Below are 17,402 nucleotides of genomic sequence, written 5' to 3'. Positions count from 1 at the left end.
ATTAAACAATAGATGTCTTTTAAATAGACTTTTAATTTCATCGGGATATTATAAAACCAAGAGGTGATAGACTTGAGTGTTCAAATATACCAAAACCTTAATTTTAAGGTATATAAAGCAGGAAGCGGTTTTATAATACACAACACGAAAAAAAGCTTTAAAAGCGGACATACACATGTGCATAAATATGATATATGTATGATAATGATAAAACTTATAAGTCATAAAAGATTACCTAAAAATAGAGATAAATATTTCATAGAAAGTTTGATTAGAATAAGTGATGATGAGGAATATATTGATAAAATAAAAAATACATGTTAAGGGTCTGAATCTTCAGACCTTTATTTTTTCGAGACCTTATTTACATAATATAAATTATGTAAATACAAACTAAATGTAAACTGTAACACATAGAAGAAAAAATGAATAAAATAATAGAATAGTAAGAAATATTTTAGGAGGACAAATGTTAAAAATAAATAATAGATTAAATAGCCTTCCCGAATATCAATTAGGTAAATTGGATAAAATAAAGGAAAATTTATTAAGTCAAGGAAAAGAAGTATTAGACTTAGGTGTAGGGGACCCTGATTTACTAACTGATAATACAATAATTGAAGGCTTAAAAAAGTCTTTAACTTACAAGGGGTACAATAATTATCCGCCATATGCTGGGATAAAGGAGTTAAAAGATGGGATAATTAAATACTATAAGGATGTATATGGAGTAACACTAGATAGAGAAGAGGTACTTGTATTAATTGGGTCTAAAGAAGGAATAAGTAACTTAATACCTGCATTATGCGATGCAGGTGATTATGCAATAATTCCTAAGCCATCTTATCCTGTATATGATTTATCAGCAAAGTTATGGGGAGCGGTTTCATATAAAATACCTTTAAAAGAAAAGGATGAATATCTTCCAGATCTGTCAGCTATCCCTAATGAAATAATCAATAAATCTAAGATGTTTTTAATTAATTATCCCAATAATCCTACAGGTGCTGCAGCAAATCCTTATTTTTTTAAGGAAATTATTGAGTTTTGCTATAAAAATAATATAGTATTATGTAATGACGGAGCCTATAATGAGATTATAAGAGGAACCGAAGCCCCTTTAAGTTTAATGCAGTTTGACTATCAAAAAAGATTTATAGAATTTGGCAGTTTTTCTAAAATGTTTAGCATGGCAGGATTTAGATTAGGATACGTAGTGGGAAATAGAGAAGTATTAAATGCCATACTAAAAATAAAAATGAATATGGATTCTGGTCAGTTTGTACCAGTTCAATGGGCAGGCGTTGAAGCATTTAAACTTGGCAGGGATTATATAAATGGAGTAAGAAAGATATATGATGAAAGAATAGAATTTGCAGAAAAAAAGCTAAAAGAATGTAATATAAAGTTTTTTAAGAGTAAAGGCACATTTTATATTTGGGCTACAGTTCCTAGAGAGTATACAACAGATGAATTTTGTGAAGAATTATTAAATAAGTGTGGAATTATAGTGACTCCTGGGTATGTATTTGGAAACCTATGTCATGGATATTTTAGAATGTCACTTACTAAGGATAAAACAGAATTGGAAAAAGGATTAAGTAAATTAAATAATTTAAATAAATAAAGTTCAATAATGCAAGATTTATGATATAATTTAAATTAATAGCTGAAAAAACGAGCATATTTTGTGTTATTGCAAAATATGCTTGAATTTATTATAAATATGTATGTATAATGAATATGTGTGTTAAGCTTAGTTATATGGAAGGATGAAAATTATGATTAGAAGCATGACGGGATTTGGAAGGGCAACCTTTGAGGATGACAGTAGAAGTTTTACTGTAGAAATTAAAAGCATAAATCATAGATATTGTGACATAAATCTAAAAATGCCTAAAAGTTTAATTTCTATAGAAGATAAGATAAGGTCTACTATACAAAAGAAAATAAGTAGAGGTAAGGTAGATGTATTTATAAATCTTACTACATATGATAAGAAAGATATAAGAACTGTTTTTAATGAAACTTTAGCAGACAGTTATGTGGAGTGTCTTCGCAGCATAAAAAACAGATATGATATAAAAGATGATATATCACTTTCTTTAGTTGCAAAATTTCCTGAAGTAGTTACAATTCAACAGCAAGAAGAGGACATAGAGAAACTCTGGAAAAGCTTATCAGGTCCGCTTAATGAAGCTATTGATATGTTGCTTAAAATGCGACAAATAGAAGGAAATAAGTTACAAGAAAATATAATAGAAAAATGTAATAATATAAAAAATATATTAGATAATATAGAAGAAAGAGCTCCTTTGGTTCCTATAACATATAAGCAAAAGCTTCAAGATAGGTTAAAAGAACTTTTAGAAGACTATAATATAGATGAAAACAGAATTGCTATGGAAGTAGCTATTCTTGCAGATAGAGCATGCATAGATGAAGAAATAGTTAGACTTAATAGTCATATAATTCAAATGCAAGAAACACTTAAGTTAGATGAATCTATTGGAAGAAAGTTAGATTTTATAATACAAGAGATGAATAGAGAAACCAACACAATTGCTTCAAAAGCTAATGATTTAAATATATCTAATTTAGCTATTTCAATAAAAAACGAAATTGAAAAAATAAGAGAACAAATACAAAATATAGAGTAAGTACTGGAGGCAAGTAATGGGTATTAAACTAATAAACATAGGATTTGGAAATATTGTTTCAGCTAATAGGTTAGTGGCTATAGTAAGTCCTGAATCAGCTCCAATTAAGAGAATAATTCAAGAGGCAAGGGATAGAGGAATGCTTATAGATGCTACTTATGGAAGAAGAACTAGAGCAGTTATTATTACAGATAGTGATCATGTAATTTTATCAGCGGTTCAGCCAGAAACAGTGGCACATAGACTATCTTCTAAAGAAGAGGTTGAAGATACAGAAGAGGTTGACAGCTAATGAAGGAAAAAGGACTTTTAATAGTAATCTCAGGCCCTTCAGGTACAGGTAAAGGAACAGTATGCAAAGCTTTATTAGATAAAAATGATTTTTGGATATCTGTTTCTGCAACTACTCGTTCCCCTAGAGTGGGAGAGATAGATGGTAAAAGTTATTATTTTCTTGCAAAAGAGGAATTTGTATCTAAAATTAGCAACGATGATTTCCTAGAATACGCAGAGGTTTATGGAAACTTCTATGGAACACCTAAATCCAAAGTTCTAGAAATGATAGAACAAGGAAGAGATGTTATTTTAGAAATAGATATTCAGGGAGCATTGAAGGTTAAGGATAATTATCCAGAGGGAGTATTTATATTTATATTACCACCTTCTATGGAGGAATTAAAAAATAGAATTACTAAAAGAGGTACAGAAACACCTGAATCCCTTATGACTAGGTTTAAGTCTGCTTATAAGGAGATAAACTATGTTTCTAAATATAATTATGCAGTAGTCAATGATAATGTAGAAGATGCAGTTAGGAAAATTGAATCTATAGTATCTGCAGAAAGATGCAGAGTAGATAGAATGAAAGAGACAATATTTGATTGTAAGGAGGGATTGATGCATGAACAACTCTATGATTAATCCATCAATAGTGGATTTATTAGAAAAAGTTGATAACAGATATTCTTTAGTAGTAGTAGTTTCAAAAAGAGCAAGACAGCTTATAGATGGTGATGCACCACTTATAAATACTGATTTAACAAAACCAGTAACTGTAGCTATAAATGAAATAGAGGCAACAGCTATTACTTATGAAACTGTTAAGGAAGGTATAAAGTAAAAATGGAGAGAAAAACTGTAGTTATAGGTGTTACAGGAGGAGTAGCTGTATATAAGGCTTTAGATGTAATCAGCAGATTAAGAAAAAAGAACATAGATGTTCACGTAATTATGACTGAATCTGCAGGTGAATTTGTAAATCCTTTAAGCTTCCAGAGTTTAAGCCAAAACATGGTTGTAACTAATATGTTTGATGAGCCTAAACATTGGGAAATACAGCATATATCTCTTGCTAAAAAAGCTGATTTAATGCTTATAGTACCAGCTACTGCAAATATAATAGGAAAGGTAGCAAATGGAATAGCAGATGATATGCTTTCCACTACTATTATGGCGACTCACGCTCCAGTAGTATTTGCACCTGCAATGAATACAAATATGTATTTAAATCCAATAGTTCAAAATAATATTCAAAAACTTAAAGATTATGGATATAAGTTTATAGAACCTGAAAGTGGAAGGCTTGCTTGTGGAGATGTGGGAGCTGGAAAGCTTGCTGATACAGAACTTATTGCAGATAAGGTAATAAGTATGCTTTATCCAATAAAAGATATGGCAGGAAAAAAGGTATTAGTTACAGCAGGACCTACATGGTCTTTAATAGATCCTGTTAGATTTATAACAAATAGATCTTCAGGAAAAATGGGTTATGCTATAGCGGAGGAAGCTAGAGATAGAGGAGCTGAAGTTACATTGGTGTCAGGTCCTACATCGTTAAAGGCTCCCTTTGGAATAAATACTATAAATATAACAACTAATGAAGAAATGTTAAACGAGGTTTTAGAACACTTTAGTTCTCAAGAAATAGTTATAAAAGCTGCTGCTGTAGCAGATTATAAGCCAGTAGAGTACTCACAAAATAAAATTAAAAAGGCCTCTGATGAACTTGTTTTAAATTTTGCAAAAGATACAGACATATTGAAAAGATTAGGGGAAATAAAACAAAATCAAGTGTTAGTAGGATTTGCAGCAGAAAGCAATGATTTAATAAGTAATGCAGAATCTAAGCTGAAAAAGAAAAATTTAGATTACATAGTTGCTAATGATATAACCTCATCAGATACAGGATTTCAATCTAGTGAAAATAGAGTAACTATACTTACTAGAGAAGGAAAAAAACTTTCATTAGAAAAAATGAGTAAAAGAGAAGTAGCACAGAAATTATTCGATATTATCAATAATAAAAACAAAGAAGTATAAGTTGTTAAGATAAAAGGGGCGTTACTTTGCAAAATGGAATTGTAAAGATAGCCTCTTTTATTTACTAAAATATTTGCTAAAGGGTGATTAAGTGGATAAATATGCTGGTGTAATTATAAATAGTACATCCATTCAATTGGATAAAGTATTTACATATAAAATACCTGATAATTTAATAGAAAAGGCTGTAGTAGGCTCTAGGGTATATGTGCCCTTTGGATTAGGTAACAAAAAAATAGATGGGTTTATAATGGAAATCTATAAGGAAATTGAGGATATAAAAAATATCAAAGAAATAGTAAAAGTTGATACTTCTTTTCCTTTACTTACACCAGAATATCTTACACTTATAAAAAATATGAGGGAAAAATATTTATCTACTCATATGGAAGTGATAAGAGCACTATTTCCATCAGCATTATTTAAAGGGATGAAAAATAAGAAGGAAAACTTAATTTATACTTCAGATAGCCTAAATGAAAAATTTAGTAAGGAACCTTATATTTCAATATATAAAGTAGTAAGTGAAAATAATGGATTATATACTAAAAGTGCTCTAAGTAATAAATTTAATATTTCATTGTCTTCCATTAATACAATGCTTAAACACAATTTTTTAACTCAAGAAGAGAATATAATAAATAGATATAATTCAAGACAATATGAACTTTATGAAAAGAAAGCCTTAAATAATGACCAAAAGTCTGCTTTAAATAAAATAATTTATTCTGTGAATAAGTTGTTTTTAATTCATGGTGTAACAGGCAGCGGTAAAACAGAAATATATATGAATTTAGTTGAAGAAATGATAAACAAGGGGAAGGAATCTATAATATTAGTTCCAGAAATTTCTCTTACGCCTCAAATGGTTGAAAGATTTAAGGGGAGATTTGGAAAGGATATTACAGTATTTCATAGTAAGCTTTCCGAAGGCGAAAGATATGATGAATGGCTTCGAGTTAAAGACGGAAAAGTAAAGGTTGCAATAGGTGCTAGATCAGCTATATTTTTGCCATTTAAAAACTTAGGTCTTATTGTAATAGATGAGGAACATGAAAATAGCTACAAATCTGATAGCAATCCTAAGTATCATGCTAGGGAAATTGGAGAAATGTTAAGTGATATATATGGCTGCAAACTAGTTTTAGGTTCCGCCACTCCATCCATAGAAACATATTATAGAGCTATTAATAATAAGTTAGAACTAATTACAATTAAAAAAAGGGCAGACGGGGCTTTATTACCTGATACTCATGTAGTGGATATGAGAGAAGAACTTGTTAAAAATAATAAAAGTATGTTTAGTAGTAGTCTTTTCGAAGGTATAAAGGACAGACTTGAAAAAAATGAACAAATAATATTATTTTTAAATAGAAGAGGATTTTCAACTTTTGTATCTTGTAGAAAATGTGGATATGTCTTTAGATGCAGTAATTGTGATATTTCACTTACATATCATAATAACAGCAATAATTTAAGCTGCCATTACTGCGGTAAAACTGAGAAGGTTCCACAAATATGCCCTGAATGTGGGAGCAAGTATGTAAAATACTTTGGAGTTGGAACGGAAAAAGTTGAAGAAGAAGTGAAGAAATATTTTCCGGCTGCCAGGGTGTTAAGAATGGACTTTGATACAACTCGTCGCAAAAATTCTTATGAAAATATATATAACTTTTTTAAAGAACAAAAGGCTGATGTGTTGGTTGGAACTCAAATGATTGCTAAGGGATTAGATTTTAAAAATGTAACACTTGTAGGGGTTATTGCAGCGGATTTATCTTTAAACATCCCTGATTTTCATTCTTCAGAAAGAACATTTCAGCTTATAACACAGGTAGCTGGGAGAGCAGGAAGAGGAAAGAAAAAGGGAGAAGTTATAGTTCAAACTTATAATCCAGAGAGCTATAGTATTCAGTGTGCTGCAGAAAACAGCTACGAGGAGTTTTTTGAACAGGAGCTTTCACTTAGAAGACTTATGAATTATCCGCCATTTTCAGAGTTAATGCTTATAAATATGAGTAGCCCCAATGAGGATCTATTGATTAAAAACATACAAAATGTGGCGGTTAATTTAAAATCACTATTACAAAATACAAATAAAGTAGAGATATTAGGACCATGTCCTTCAGAAATTTCTAAAATAAAAAATAATTATAGGTGGCAAATTATAATAAAAGGCGAATTAAATCAAAATATAAAAAAAGAAATAAAAAATAGTATATATGATTCAGTAAAAGAAAGTTATAATAATATAAGAATAAGCATAGATGTAAATCCACTAAGCTTAATATAAATATATGGAGGTAATTTTATTATGGCATTAAGAAGTATAAGAAAAATTGGAGACGAATTATTAAGAAAGAAAAGTAAAAAAATAGAGCAGATAGATGATAGAATTCAAATACTTTTAGACGATATGTTAGAAACTATGTATGAAAGTAATGGAGTAGGTCTTGCAGCTCCACAGGTAGGTATTCTTAAAAGAGTTGTAGTAATAGATATAGGAGAAGGACCAGTATTTTTAATAAATCCTGAAATAATAAAATCTGAAGGATCCTACATAGATGAAGAAGGATGTTTAAGCATACCTGGAGAACAGGGACCAGTGGAAAGACCATATAAAGTAACGGTTAAAGCTTTAGATAGAAACGGTAAAGAAATTGTTGTAGAAGGTGAAGAACTAATGGCAAGAGCACTATGTCATGAAATAGACCATTTAGATGGAATACTATATGTTGATAAGATTATAAAGGAAGATGGAAGGTAAGTATTATGAATATAGTATTTATGGGTACCCCAGAATTTGCGGTACCAGCTTTAAAAAGACTTATAGATGAATTTAATATAAATGCAGTTTTCACTCAACCAGATAGGCCTAAAGGAAGAGGGAAAAAGCTTGCTATGTCCCCAGTTAAGGAAGTAGCTTTAGAAAATAATATAAAAGTATATCAACCAGAAAACTTAAAAAAAGATGAAGAATGTATCAAAGCGTTAAAAGAACTTTCCCCAGATTTTATAATAGTTGTAGCCTATGGACAAATTTTATCAAAGGAAGTTTTAGAAATCCCTAAATATGGATGCATAAATTTACATGCTTCGCTTTTACCTAAATATAGGGGGGCAGCTCCTATTAATTGGGCAATTGTAAATGGAGAAAGCGAAAGCGGGAATACAACAATGTTTATGGATATAGGCCTTGACACAGGTGATATGCTTCTAAAAAGCAAAGTACAGATAACAAATAATATGACTGCTGGTGAACTTCATGATTTGTTAATGATAGATGGATCTGATCTTTTAGTAAAAACTATTATGGGAATAGCTAATGGGGGAATATCAAGAGTTGAGCAAATTGAAGAGGATTCTTGCTACGCTCCTATGCTAAATAAAGAATTAGCTGAAATAAACTGGGAGAAAGATAGTGAAGAAATCAATAATTTGATAAGAGGTTTAAATCCTTGGCCTATAGCGTATACTTATTATAAAGATGAAAGAATGAAAATACTTGAAGCAGAGTTAACAAACGAAGATAGTAATAAAGAGTGCGGAACTATTATTGATGTAGATAAAAGTGGTATAAAAGTATCTACAGGAAATAAAGTTTTACTAATAAAGAAAGTACAATTTCCTTCAGGAAAGCCTTTATATGTACAAGAATACATTAAAGGACACACTATAGAAAAAGGAGTACGTTTAAAATAGAGGAGGGCTATACCATATGTTTTATTTTGATAGTAGTATGATAATTTTAATTCCTGCTATTATAATATCAGGATGGGCCCAGTTAAAAATAAATTCAACGTTTCAAAGATATTCTGCCGTAAGAAGTGTAAATGGGTATACAGGATCACAAGTAGCAAGAAAATTGCTGGATAGCCAAGGGTTATTTGATGTTCCGGTGCAGGTTGTAGGAGGGAAATTAACAGATCATTATGATCCAGTGCACAGGGTTATGAGGCTTTCGGAAGAAGTGTATTATGGAACTTCTGTAGCATCTATTGGAGTAGCAGCTCATGAAACCGGGCATGCATTTCAACATCAGGAAAGATATTCTCCTTTGATTATCAGAAACTCCATAGTACCTATTGTAAACTTTAGCTCAAATGCTTCATGGGTTATATTTTTACTGGGTTTTGTTTTACGACTTCCAGGACTTCTAAATATAGGAATACTATTGTTTTCGGCAGTAGTTATATTTCAGCTTATAACTCTTCCTGTAGAATTTAACGCATCTAATAGAGCGTTAAAAATGATTGAAAATACAGGGATTCTTTATAAAGATGAGGTCGCAGGAGCAAAAAAGGTTTTAAGCGCAGCAGCAATGACATATGTGGCGGCTACCCTTATGTCTGTAGCACAACTTTTAAGGCTTATAGTTTTAAGTAATAGCAGAAGAGATGACTAGTGAAAGATAAGTTTTCCGGAAAGTATGAGTTCTGGAAAACTATTTCGCTTTATAAAGAGTAATTTTAATGAATTGAGGTATAAATATGAATGATGTTAGAGAAATAGCTTTAGATACGTTAAATGAAGTTTTTTACAAAGATGCATATTCAAATATTATATTAAACTATAAATTAAATGCTTCTAAACTAGAAGAAAGAGATAAAGCATTAGTAACTGAAATAGTATATGGTACCATAAAGTACAAATATACTATAGATAAAATATTAGATAACTTCCTAAAAAGTGGTACAAATAAGTTGGATAAGCAAATAGTTAATATACTAAGAATAGGAGTTTATCAAATAAAGTATTTAGATAGAATACCGGATTTTGCAGCTGTAAATGAATGTGTAGAACTTGCCAAGAAAAGGTCCTTTAAATTCTCTAAATTAGTAAATGGAGTTTTAAGAAATTTCATACGTAATAAGGATTTAAAAATAGAATTTAAAAATGATATAAAAAGATTAAGTTTTCAATATTCATTTCCAGAATGGATAGTGGAATTATTCGTAAAGCAATATGATAAAGAGATTGCAGAATGTATATTAATAGGCTTAAATTCAGTTCCATCAAATACTGTTAGAGTTAATAATTTAAAAACTAACTATGATGAGGTTTGGCAAAATCTTGAGAGTAACGAATATAACATACAAGAGGGAAAAGTTTGCCCAGAAGCTATACAAATAATAAAGGGAAGAAGTATAGAAAAAAATCCATTTTTTAAAGAAGGATATATTACAGTACAGGATGAAAGTGCAATGCTTGTAGCTCCAAGTATGGAACTAGAAGATGATATGGTGGTATTTGATCTTTGTAGTGCACCAGGAGGAAAAACAACTCATATAGCTGAAATAATGAATAATACAGGATCAATCTATGCTTTTGATATACATCCAAATAAATTGACTTTAATTAAGCAAAACATTGAAAGGCTTGGTGTGGCCAGTATAAATTTAGATGCAATGGATGCTTCTGTATTTAATAAAGAACTTTCAAATAAAGCAGATAGAGTACTTATAGATGTTCCTTGCTCAGGACTTGGAATAATAAGAAAAAAACCTGAAATAAAGTGGAATAAAACAAATAAAGATTTGAAAAGTTTAATTCCTATACAAAGAGATATAATGAAAAATGCTGCCCAATATGTAAAACCAGGAGGAATAATTCTTTATTCAACATGTACTTTAAATAAAGAAGAAAATGAAAAAAACATAAAGTGGTTTTTAGAAAATTTTAAGGAATTTAAAATAGAACCTCTATTTTATGGTAATATTGATAATATAATCTATAATGAAGTGGGAACTGTAACCATTTTGCCTGATGATAATATGGACGGATTTTTCATAGCTAAATTAAGGAAACAAGGATAGGTGTTTTTATGATAAATATGCTAGATTTTTCTTTAGAAGAGCTTAAAACATGGATGAGAGAAAACGGAGAAAAGGATTTTAGAGCAAAACAAGTTTTTGATTGGGTATATAAAAAGACGTTTGATTTTGACAATATGAATAATATTCCTAAAAACACTATAACTAAATTGAAAAATAATTTTTATTTTAGTTTACCTAAAGTAGTAAAAATGTTAAAATCAAAAAATGAAGATACTTATAAATTTTTATTTGAATATGCGGACAACAATGTTATTGAGACCGTAGTTATGAAATATAATCATGGTAATTCTATATGTGTTTCCACTCAAGTAGGATGTAAGATGGGTTGTAAATTTTGTGCATCTACATTAGATGGCGTAATTAGAAATTTAACATCAGGAGAAATACTAGGGCAAATATTAAGAGCTGAAGAGGCTACAGGGGAGAGAATATCTAATATTGTAATGATGGGAAGCGGAGAGCCTTTAGATAATTATGATAATGTTTTAAAGTTTATACATATAGTGAATTCTTCCTATAGTTTAAACATAGGGCAAAGACACATAACCCTATCAACCTGTGGGATTGTGCCTAAGGTAATTGAGCTAGCAAATGAAGAGTTACAAATAACTTTGGCTATATCACTTCATGCTCCAAGTGATGATATAAGAAAAAATATGATGCCTGTAGCATATAAGTATAGTATAGAAGAGCTTTTAAAAGCTTGTGAATTTTATATAAAAAAGACAAATAGAAGAATCACATTTGAATATGCATTAGTTAGTGGTGTAAATGATAGTGACAATCATGCAGAAGAATTAAGCCGAAAACTTAAGGGTATGTTGTGTCATGTAAATTTAATACCTGTAAATGAAGTAAAGGAAAGTGGTTTTGAAAGGTCTACAAATGAAAATATAAAAAGATTTAGTAATATATTAATTAAAAATGGTATAGAAGCTACAGTAAGAAGAGAAATGGGATCTGATATAAATGCAGCATGCGGACAACTAAGAAGAAGCTATACCAATAAGAACTAAAGTTTAATTGAAGAGGTGGAGTTGTATGGTGGGTATACTGTCAGACGTAGGAAACGTAAGAGAAATCAATGAAGATTCCGTCGGTTATTATAAAGCTAAAGATAGATCTATATACGTTATTGCCGATGGCATGGGGGGACACAGTGCAGGAGAAGTAGCTAGTAAAGTAGCAGTTGATCTTACTATTGATTATATTAAAGGGTTAAGTAATATTACAGATTTAAAGAGAGAAATTACTATAGCAGTTCAAAAATCTAATGAGGAAATATTTAATTTATCAAGATGCAGAAAAAACCTTTCTGGGATGGGTACTACCATAACCGCATGTTTAATCAGTGAAGGTAAAGCTATTGTTGCCAATATAGGTGATAGTAGTTGCTATATTATAGATAAGAATAACAAAATAAAAAAGATTACAAAAGATCATTCATTGGTACAGCAGCTAGTTGATAATGGAACTATAACTGAAGAACAGGCTAAAAAGCATCCAAACAAAAATATTATTACAAGGGCACTTGGAACTAACAAACAAATAGAAGTGGATGCGTTTGATTTAAATCTTAAAGAAATTAAAAATATAATATTATGTACGGATGGATTGACAAATGACGTTGATCCTGAAGAGATTTGTGAAATAGTGCTTAATCATACCCAAGAAGATTCATGTAGATTGCTTATAGAATGTAGTAAACAAAGAGGCGGTAGAGATAACATTTCAGTTATAGTTTTTGAAGGAGAGTGTAAAGATGGTAGGAACTTTACTAGGGAATAGATATGAGCTGCTAGAAAAAATAGGTGAAGGGGGCATGGCTGAAGTTTATAAAGCTAAATGTCATTTGCTTAATAGATTTGTAGCAGTAAAAATATTAAAGGATGAGTTATTAAAGGATTCTCAATTTGTAGATAAATTCAAAAGAGAAGCTACTGCAGCAGCAAGTCTTTCAGATAATAATATAGTAAATATTTACGATGTAGGCTCTCAAAATAATATACATTATATAGTTATGGAATATGTAAGGGGCAAGACACTAAAAGAATTTATAAGAGAAAAAGGCAAATTAAATGAAGAAGAAGCAATAAATGTAGCTATACAAATAGCTAAAGCTCTTGAATGTGCTCATAGAAACAATATAATACATAGAGATATTAAGCCTCATAATATATTGGTAACTGAAGAAGGCTTAGTAAAAGTTACTGATTTTGGTATAGCAAAGGCTACTAATTCTGTGACTATTACAAATACTAGTAAAGTTATGGGATCTGCACATTACTTTTCGCCTGAACAAGCAAAGGGAAGTTATGTAGATGCAAGAACTGATATATATTCACTTGGTATAGTGATTTATGAAATGATAACAGGGAAAGTACCTTATGATGCTGATAGCCCTGTTTCGGTAGCTTTGAAGCATATACAGGAACAAGCGATTCCGCCTAAAAATATAGTTCCTAATATATCTGAAAGCATTAATAATATGATTCTAAAATCTATAGAAAAAGAACCTATTAAGAGATATCAAAGTATTAAGGAAATGTTACAGGATCTAAGAAAAGTAAAAAACAAAGAAAAAATTAATGTAACCTTTTTTGATATGGATGAAGATAGAACTAGAGTTATGGAAGCTATAAAAGTAGATCCATTGAATCATAATAAATCTGCAAATGATGTTCTTGTAGATGAAGATGATGATGATTATGAAGGGAAAAATAAAATAAATAAGAAAAAAAGAGGAATGATAATAGCTATTACAGCTATAATACTTGTTTTAATTACTGCATTTGCTTCAGGATATGTGATATTTAATAACTATATTTCTCAGGGAGAAAAGAAAACCCACGATGTTATAGTACCTAAAATAGAAGGATTAAGCAAAGATCAAGCTAAAAATATTATAGAAGGTAAAAACTTGGTATTTACAGTGATTGGTACAGAAAAAAATGATAAACCTGAAGGCACTGTTCTAAGAAGTTATCCAACGGAAGGGACTTCTGTCAAGACAAACTCAGAAGTAAGAGTTACATTAAGTGCAGGCAAAGATAAGCCAAGGGTCCCTGATTTAAAAGAAATAGATTTACAATTAGCTAAAGACATTTTAAGTAGATATAATTTGCAATTAGGTAATGTTCAATATGCATATGATGATACTATTCCTAAGAATTGTATTATAAGTCAAAGTCCATCTCGTGATGAAAAAGTAGATGAAAATACAAAGGTGGATGTGGTGGTAAGTAAAGGTGTTGAAATTAAATATTCAACTGTTCCAAGCTTAAATGGAAAAACAATAGAGCAAGCAAAGATATTACTTGCTAATTCTAATTTAAAATTAGGTAATACAAACACTCAAGCAACTGGGGATGAAACTTTACAAGGAAGGATTTTTGATCAAAGTATAGAACCTGGAGTTCAAGTAAAAGAGGGAACCACATTAAATGTAACCTATTATGTATTTGATCCGAAACTTGTGACAAATCCAGACGAAGATAAGGAAAATGGAAATGAAGATGATAAGACTGATGGAAATAACGATCAGTCACAAGATAACCAAGCAGGAAATAATCAAACCACAACCCAAGAAAATAAACCAAAGGGAATTATAATTCAATAAACAATTGAATATAGATGATTTTAAAGGAGGATTTATGCAGGGAATTATAATAAAAGGCATAGGCGGATTTTATTATGTAAAGAGTGAAGATAAAATTATTGAATGCAAGGCTAGGGGAAAGTTTCGACACAACGAACTTTCCCCAATGGTAGGGGATGAAGTAGAGATAAAAGAGAAAAATGGCAAAGGTGTTATTGAAGACATATATGAAAGAAAAAATATGCTAATAAGACCTTCTGTTGCAAATGTTACTCAAGCACTAGTTGTATTTGCAATAAAGAATCCTGACATTAATGAGGACTTACTAAATAGATTTTTAATGCTATGTGAATTTAATAAGCTTGATATAATAGTATGCTTTAATAAAACAGACTTGACAGATTGTATACATGAAAATGAAGTTGTAAATATGGTTAAAAGTGCGGGATATAAGGTCGTGTTTTTAAAGGCTAAAGAAGGAGAAGGTATAGAAGAACTAAGAGACTATTTAGACGGTAACGTTACAGTGCTATGCGGACCTTCTGGTGTAGGTAAATCAACTATAATAAATACATTGGCAGGAAAAACCCTAATGGAGACAGGTAATATAAGTGAAAAATTAAAAAGAGGTAAACATACTACAAGACATAGTGAACTTTTACAAATAGGTAAAGGCTTTATAGTAGATACTCCTGGATTTTCTTCATTAGATACAAGTTTTATTAATAAAGAAGATGTACAGGATTGTTTTCCGGAATTTAATGATTATTTAGGAGGATGTAAATTTAATAGTTGTCTTCATTATAAGGAGCCTAGTTGTGCTATAAAAAAGGAAGTTGAGAATGGAAATATAAATTCTAAAAGATATGATTTTTACGTAAAAATTATTGAAGAAGTTTCACAGAAGAAATCTTACAAAGGAGGAGATGGAAGATGATAAACATAGCTCCATCAATATTATCAGCTGATTTTTCAAAGTTAGGGGAAGAGGTAAAGAACATTGAAGCTCATGGAGCGGATATAGTACATATAGATGTAATGGATGGTATGTTTGTGCCAAATATTACTTTTGGAATGCCAATAATTAAAAGCATAAGAAATGTTACAAAAATGCCTTTTGATGTTCATTTGATGATCGAAAAACCTGACAGGTACATAGAGGATTTCGTAAAGGCTGGAGCAGATATAATAACAGTCCATTATGAAGCTGATAAGCATATAGATAGAACTATAAATTACATAAAAAGCTTTGGAGTTAAAGCTGCAGTAGCATTAAATCCAGGGACGCCTGTATCTAACATAAAGGACCTGATACCAGAACTAGATATGGTTTTAATAATGAGTGTTAATCCTGGTTTTGGAGGACAAAAATATATTAAGTATGCTTCAAACAAGATAAGAGAAGTAAAAGAGTTGAAAGATAAATTTAATCCTAACCTTTTAATTGAGGTCGATGGAGGAGTAGATGTATCCAATATACGGGAAGTAGTTGAAAGTGGGGCAAATCTAATAGTTGCTGGATCTGCGGTATTTAAAAATAATGATGTAGAGGGGAATATAAAAAATCTTAGAGAGGCTTTAAAATGAAAGCAGTAATAATTGCTGGAGGGCAAATGCCTTCTAGTGATATAGTAAAAGAAGAAGTAAAAGATGCTGAGTACATAATATGTGCAGATAGAGGAGCAGAAGCTGCATATAAGTATGGAATAGAGCCTAATGACATAATTGGAGATTTTGATTCCATAGATAAATCTATATTGCAAAGCTTTAAGGATAGAAATGTATCTATAATAAAGTTTCCTGTAGAAAAGGATGATACAGATACATCTATTGCAGTAGAAGAAGTATTGAAAAGAAAAGCAGATGAAGTAGTATTACTTGGTGCTACTGGAACTAGGATGGATCATGTATTAGGGAATGTAGGTTTATTAGTAAAATTTTTAAAACACAATGTAAAATGTTATATAAGGGATAATAACAATATAATTTTATTAACAGATAAAAATATAACATTAAAATATAGAGGATATAAATATTTTTCTCTTTTAAGCTATGGAGAAACAGTTAATGGATTAACTATTCAAGGTGGGAAATATCCTTTAAATAATTATGAGCTGAAACTCGGAGATCCTTTAGCTGTATCTAATGAGTTTTTATTAGATGAAGTTGTAAATGTAAAATTTAAAAATGGACTACTTTTAATAGTTGAAAGTAGAGATTGATTTTAGAACTTTGCTTATTTTAAAATAAGCAAAGTTTTTTGTGCCATTAACGGTACTTTATTCATATACTATATTATAAGCAATTATGATAAAGGAAATACTATGTCTAAAGGCTGGAATAAAGCAAAAAAGAAAGCAGGACTCATAATAGGATCTGTAGGAATTGGTATAGTACTTACCTTTTTAGTACCTATATGGGGATGGATACTGATAGCAGGGGCAGGATTTATATATGTAGGTTGGTATCTAATTGAAAATCATGATGATTAAGGGGGATTATATGAGGATAGTTGCAATCAAGCTCCCAAAGATTATATCTAATATAGTTAAATGTATACTTAGAAAAAAATAAAAAATGCAATTGGTTAACAATTGCATTTTTTATATTATATAGCACGCTGTACTTTACCAGAACGTAGGCATCTTGTGCAAACATGTATAGTCTTAGGTGTTCCTTTAACTATAGCTTTAACTTTTTTTATGTTTGGAGCCCAAGTTCTTTTTGATTGACGATGAGAGTGGCTGTACTGAACTCCAGCTACAACTCCTTTTCCGCATACTTCACATTTTCTTGACATTAAAAACACCTCCTTTATAAATTGAGAAAAGTAAAATCTTCTCAATTTAAGCCTATATCATTTTATCATAAGTCATGTAATTTTTGCAAGTATAATATAAATTATAATACGAAAATTATTATAATAATTTATATTTCCTTGAATAAATCCGTTATTTAATATAAAATATTTTATAAAGCGGTTATTTA

The 17,402-nt window shown here is 30.2% G+C and carries 20 protein-coding genes; 19 read left to right on the top strand and 1 reads right to left on the bottom strand.

The window, feature by feature from the left end; genetic code table 11:
• The first annotated feature begins 63 nt into the window (after positions 1–63).
• The 19 genes from BSD9I1_RS10180 (at position 64) to BSD9I1_RS10090 (ending at position 16,906) form a co-directional block, all read left to right on the top strand.
• Positions 64–324, top strand: coding sequence for a hypothetical protein (locus tag BSD9I1_RS10180; protein WP_242966455.1), 261 nt, complete (start codon positions 64–66; stop codon positions 322–324).
• A gap of 145 nt (positions 325–469) precedes the next feature.
• On the top strand, positions 470–1,627 hold the full coding sequence (locus tag BSD9I1_RS10175; protein ID WP_035307525.1) for an aminotransferase class I/II-fold pyridoxal phosphate-dependent enzyme: 1,158 nt from the start codon (positions 470–472) through the stop codon (positions 1,625–1,627).
• 154 nt (positions 1,628–1,781) lie between these two features.
• The gene (locus BSD9I1_RS10170; RefSeq protein ID WP_035307526.1) at positions 1,782–2,660 is read left to right on the top strand and encodes a YicC/YloC family endoribonuclease; all 879 of its coding nucleotides are present in this window, start codon (positions 1,782–1,784) and stop codon (positions 2,658–2,660) included.
• A gap of 16 nt (positions 2,661–2,676) precedes the next feature.
• Positions 2,677–2,952, top strand: coding sequence for an extracellular matrix/biofilm regulator RemA (gene remA, locus BSD9I1_RS10165; protein WP_035307528.1), 276 nt, complete (start codon positions 2,677–2,679; stop codon positions 2,950–2,952).
• The gene (gene gmk / locus BSD9I1_RS10160; RefSeq protein ID WP_035307530.1) at positions 2,952–3,581 is read left to right on the top strand and encodes a guanylate kinase; all 630 of its coding nucleotides are present in this window, start codon (positions 2,952–2,954) and stop codon (positions 3,579–3,581) included. The genes remA and gmk overlap by 1 nt, the downstream gene beginning before the upstream one ends.
• Entirely contained in the window at positions 3,562–3,780 is a 219-nt protein-coding gene (rpoZ, locus tag BSD9I1_RS10155) for a DNA-directed RNA polymerase subunit omega (RefSeq protein WP_035307533.1), read from the top strand. The genes gmk and rpoZ overlap by 20 nt, the downstream gene beginning before the upstream one ends.
• Before the next feature lie 2 nt (positions 3,781–3,782).
• Entirely contained in the window at positions 3,783–4,979 is a 1,197-nt protein-coding gene (gene coaBC / locus BSD9I1_RS10150; protein ID WP_186430222.1) for a bifunctional phosphopantothenoylcysteine decarboxylase/phosphopantothenate--cysteine ligase CoaBC, read from the top strand.
• 91 nt (positions 4,980–5,070) lie between these two features.
• Entirely contained in the window at positions 5,071–7,272 is a 2,202-nt protein-coding gene (gene priA, locus BSD9I1_RS10145) for a primosomal protein N' (RefSeq protein WP_186430221.1), read from the top strand.
• 21 nt (positions 7,273–7,293) lie between these two features.
• Entirely contained in the window at positions 7,294–7,746 is a 453-nt protein-coding gene (gene def, locus BSD9I1_RS10140; RefSeq protein ID WP_035307538.1) for a peptide deformylase, read from the top strand.
• Positions 7,747–7,751: 5 nt separating this feature from the next.
• Complete coding sequence (gene fmt / locus BSD9I1_RS10135) at positions 7,752–8,681, top strand: methionyl-tRNA formyltransferase (protein ID WP_186430220.1); 930 nt, start codon at positions 7,752–7,754, stop codon at positions 8,679–8,681.
• A 16-nt stretch (positions 8,682–8,697) separates the two neighbouring features.
• On the top strand, positions 8,698–9,384 hold the full coding sequence (locus BSD9I1_RS10130; protein ID WP_186430219.1) for a zinc metallopeptidase: 687 nt from the start codon (positions 8,698–8,700) through the stop codon (positions 9,382–9,384).
• Between the two features lie 85 nt (positions 9,385–9,469).
• Entirely contained in the window at positions 9,470–10,795 is a 1,326-nt protein-coding gene (gene rsmB, locus BSD9I1_RS10125; RefSeq protein WP_186430218.1) for a 16S rRNA (cytosine(967)-C(5))-methyltransferase RsmB, read from the top strand.
• 8 nt (positions 10,796–10,803) lie between these two features.
• A complete protein-coding gene (gene rlmN, locus BSD9I1_RS10120; RefSeq protein ID WP_186430217.1) occupies positions 10,804–11,832 on the top strand; it encodes a 23S rRNA (adenine(2503)-C(2))-methyltransferase RlmN in 1,029 nt (342 codons plus the stop codon).
• A gap of 25 nt (positions 11,833–11,857) precedes the next feature.
• On the top strand, positions 11,858–12,604 hold the full coding sequence (locus BSD9I1_RS10115) for a Stp1/IreP family PP2C-type Ser/Thr phosphatase (RefSeq protein WP_186430216.1): 747 nt from the start codon (positions 11,858–11,860) through the stop codon (positions 12,602–12,604).
• A complete protein-coding gene (gene pknB / locus BSD9I1_RS10110; protein ID WP_186430215.1) occupies positions 12,579–14,435 on the top strand; it encodes a Stk1 family PASTA domain-containing Ser/Thr kinase in 1,857 nt (618 codons plus the stop codon). The genes BSD9I1_RS10115 and pknB overlap by 26 nt, the downstream gene beginning before the upstream one ends.
• Before the next feature lie 34 nt (positions 14,436–14,469).
• Positions 14,470–15,351, top strand: coding sequence for a ribosome small subunit-dependent GTPase A (gene rsgA, locus BSD9I1_RS10105; RefSeq protein WP_035307552.1), 882 nt, complete (start codon positions 14,470–14,472; stop codon positions 15,349–15,351).
• Positions 15,348–16,001 carry a ribulose-phosphate 3-epimerase gene (gene rpe, locus BSD9I1_RS10100; protein ID WP_186430214.1) on the top strand — a complete coding sequence of 218 codons (654 nt, stop codon included), beginning with the start codon at positions 15,348–15,350 and terminating at the stop codon, positions 15,999–16,001. The genes rsgA and rpe overlap by 4 nt, the downstream gene beginning before the upstream one ends.
• Entirely contained in the window at positions 15,998–16,636 is a 639-nt protein-coding gene (locus BSD9I1_RS10095; RefSeq protein ID WP_186430213.1) for a thiamine diphosphokinase, read from the top strand. Before rpe ends, BSD9I1_RS10095 begins: the two co-directional genes overlap by 4 nt.
• 102 nt (positions 16,637–16,738) lie before the next feature.
• Complete coding sequence (locus BSD9I1_RS10090; RefSeq protein ID WP_186430212.1) at positions 16,739–16,906, top strand: hypothetical protein; 168 nt, start codon at positions 16,739–16,741, stop codon at positions 16,904–16,906.
• A 116-nt stretch (positions 16,907–17,022) separates the two neighbouring features.
• Here the strand turns inward: BSD9I1_RS10090 and rpmB are convergent, their stop codons facing one another.
• On the bottom strand, positions 17,023–17,214 hold the full coding sequence (rpmB, locus tag BSD9I1_RS10085; RefSeq protein WP_035307559.1) for a 50S ribosomal protein L28: 192 nt from the start codon (positions 17,212–17,214) through the stop codon (positions 17,023–17,025).
• Positions 17,215–17,402: the final 188 nt, after the last annotated feature.

This window comes from Clostridium sp. BSD9I1 (assembly GCF_900185645.1).
Classification (GTDB): Bacteria; Bacillota; Clostridia; order Clostridiales; family Clostridiaceae; genus Clostridium_AK.
This window is presented reverse-complemented; position numbering and strand designations above follow the sequence as displayed.

Excerpts from the sequence above, each read along its gene's own strand:
- BSD9I1_RS10175 (WP_035307525.1), top strand. The coding sequence starts at position 470 with ATGTTAAAAATAAATAATAGATTAAATAGCCTTCCCGAATATCAATTA.
- BSD9I1_RS10170 (WP_035307526.1), top strand. The coding sequence starts at position 1,782 with ATGATTAGAAGCATGACGGGATTTGGAAGGGCAACCTTTGAGGATGAC.
- remA (WP_035307528.1), top strand. The coding sequence starts at position 2,677 with ATGGGTATTAAACTAATAAACATAGGATTTGGAAATATTGTTTCAGCT.
- gmk (WP_035307530.1), top strand. The coding sequence starts at position 2,952 with ATGAAGGAAAAAGGACTTTTAATAGTAATCTCAGGCCCTTCAGGTACA.
- rpoZ (WP_035307533.1), top strand. The coding sequence starts at position 3,562 with ATGAACAACTCTATGATTAATCCATCAATAGTGGATTTATTAGAAAAA.
- coaBC (WP_186430222.1), top strand. The coding sequence starts at position 3,783 with ATGGAGAGAAAAACTGTAGTTATAGGTGTTACAGGAGGAGTAGCTGTA.
- def (WP_035307538.1), top strand. The coding sequence starts at position 7,294 with ATGGCATTAAGAAGTATAAGAAAAATTGGAGACGAATTATTAAGAAAG.
- fmt (WP_186430220.1), top strand. The coding sequence starts at position 7,752 with ATGAATATAGTATTTATGGGTACCCCAGAATTTGCGGTACCAGCTTTA.
- BSD9I1_RS10130 (WP_186430219.1), top strand. The coding sequence starts at position 8,698 with ATGTTTTATTTTGATAGTAGTATGATAATTTTAATTCCTGCTATTATA.
- rsmB (WP_186430218.1), top strand. The coding sequence starts at position 9,470 with ATGAATGATGTTAGAGAAATAGCTTTAGATACGTTAAATGAAGTTTTT.
- rlmN (WP_186430217.1), top strand. The coding sequence starts at position 10,804 with ATGATAAATATGCTAGATTTTTCTTTAGAAGAGCTTAAAACATGGATG.
- BSD9I1_RS10115 (WP_186430216.1), top strand. The coding sequence starts at position 11,858 with ATGGTGGGTATACTGTCAGACGTAGGAAACGTAAGAGAAATCAATGAA.
- pknB (WP_186430215.1), top strand. The coding sequence starts at position 12,579 with ATGGTAGGAACTTTACTAGGGAATAGATATGAGCTGCTAGAAAAAATA.
- rsgA (WP_035307552.1), top strand. The coding sequence starts at position 14,470 with ATGCAGGGAATTATAATAAAAGGCATAGGCGGATTTTATTATGTAAAG.
- rpe (WP_186430214.1), top strand. The coding sequence starts at position 15,348 with ATGATAAACATAGCTCCATCAATATTATCAGCTGATTTTTCAAAGTTA.
- BSD9I1_RS10095 (WP_186430213.1), top strand. The coding sequence starts at position 15,998 with ATGAAAGCAGTAATAATTGCTGGAGGGCAAATGCCTTCTAGTGATATA.
- BSD9I1_RS10090 (WP_186430212.1), top strand. The coding sequence starts at position 16,739 with ATGTCTAAAGGCTGGAATAAAGCAAAAAAGAAAGCAGGACTCATAATA.
- rpmB (WP_035307559.1), bottom strand. The coding sequence starts at position 17,214 with ATGTCAAGAAAATGTGAAGTATGCGGAAAAGGAGTTGTAGCTGGAGTT.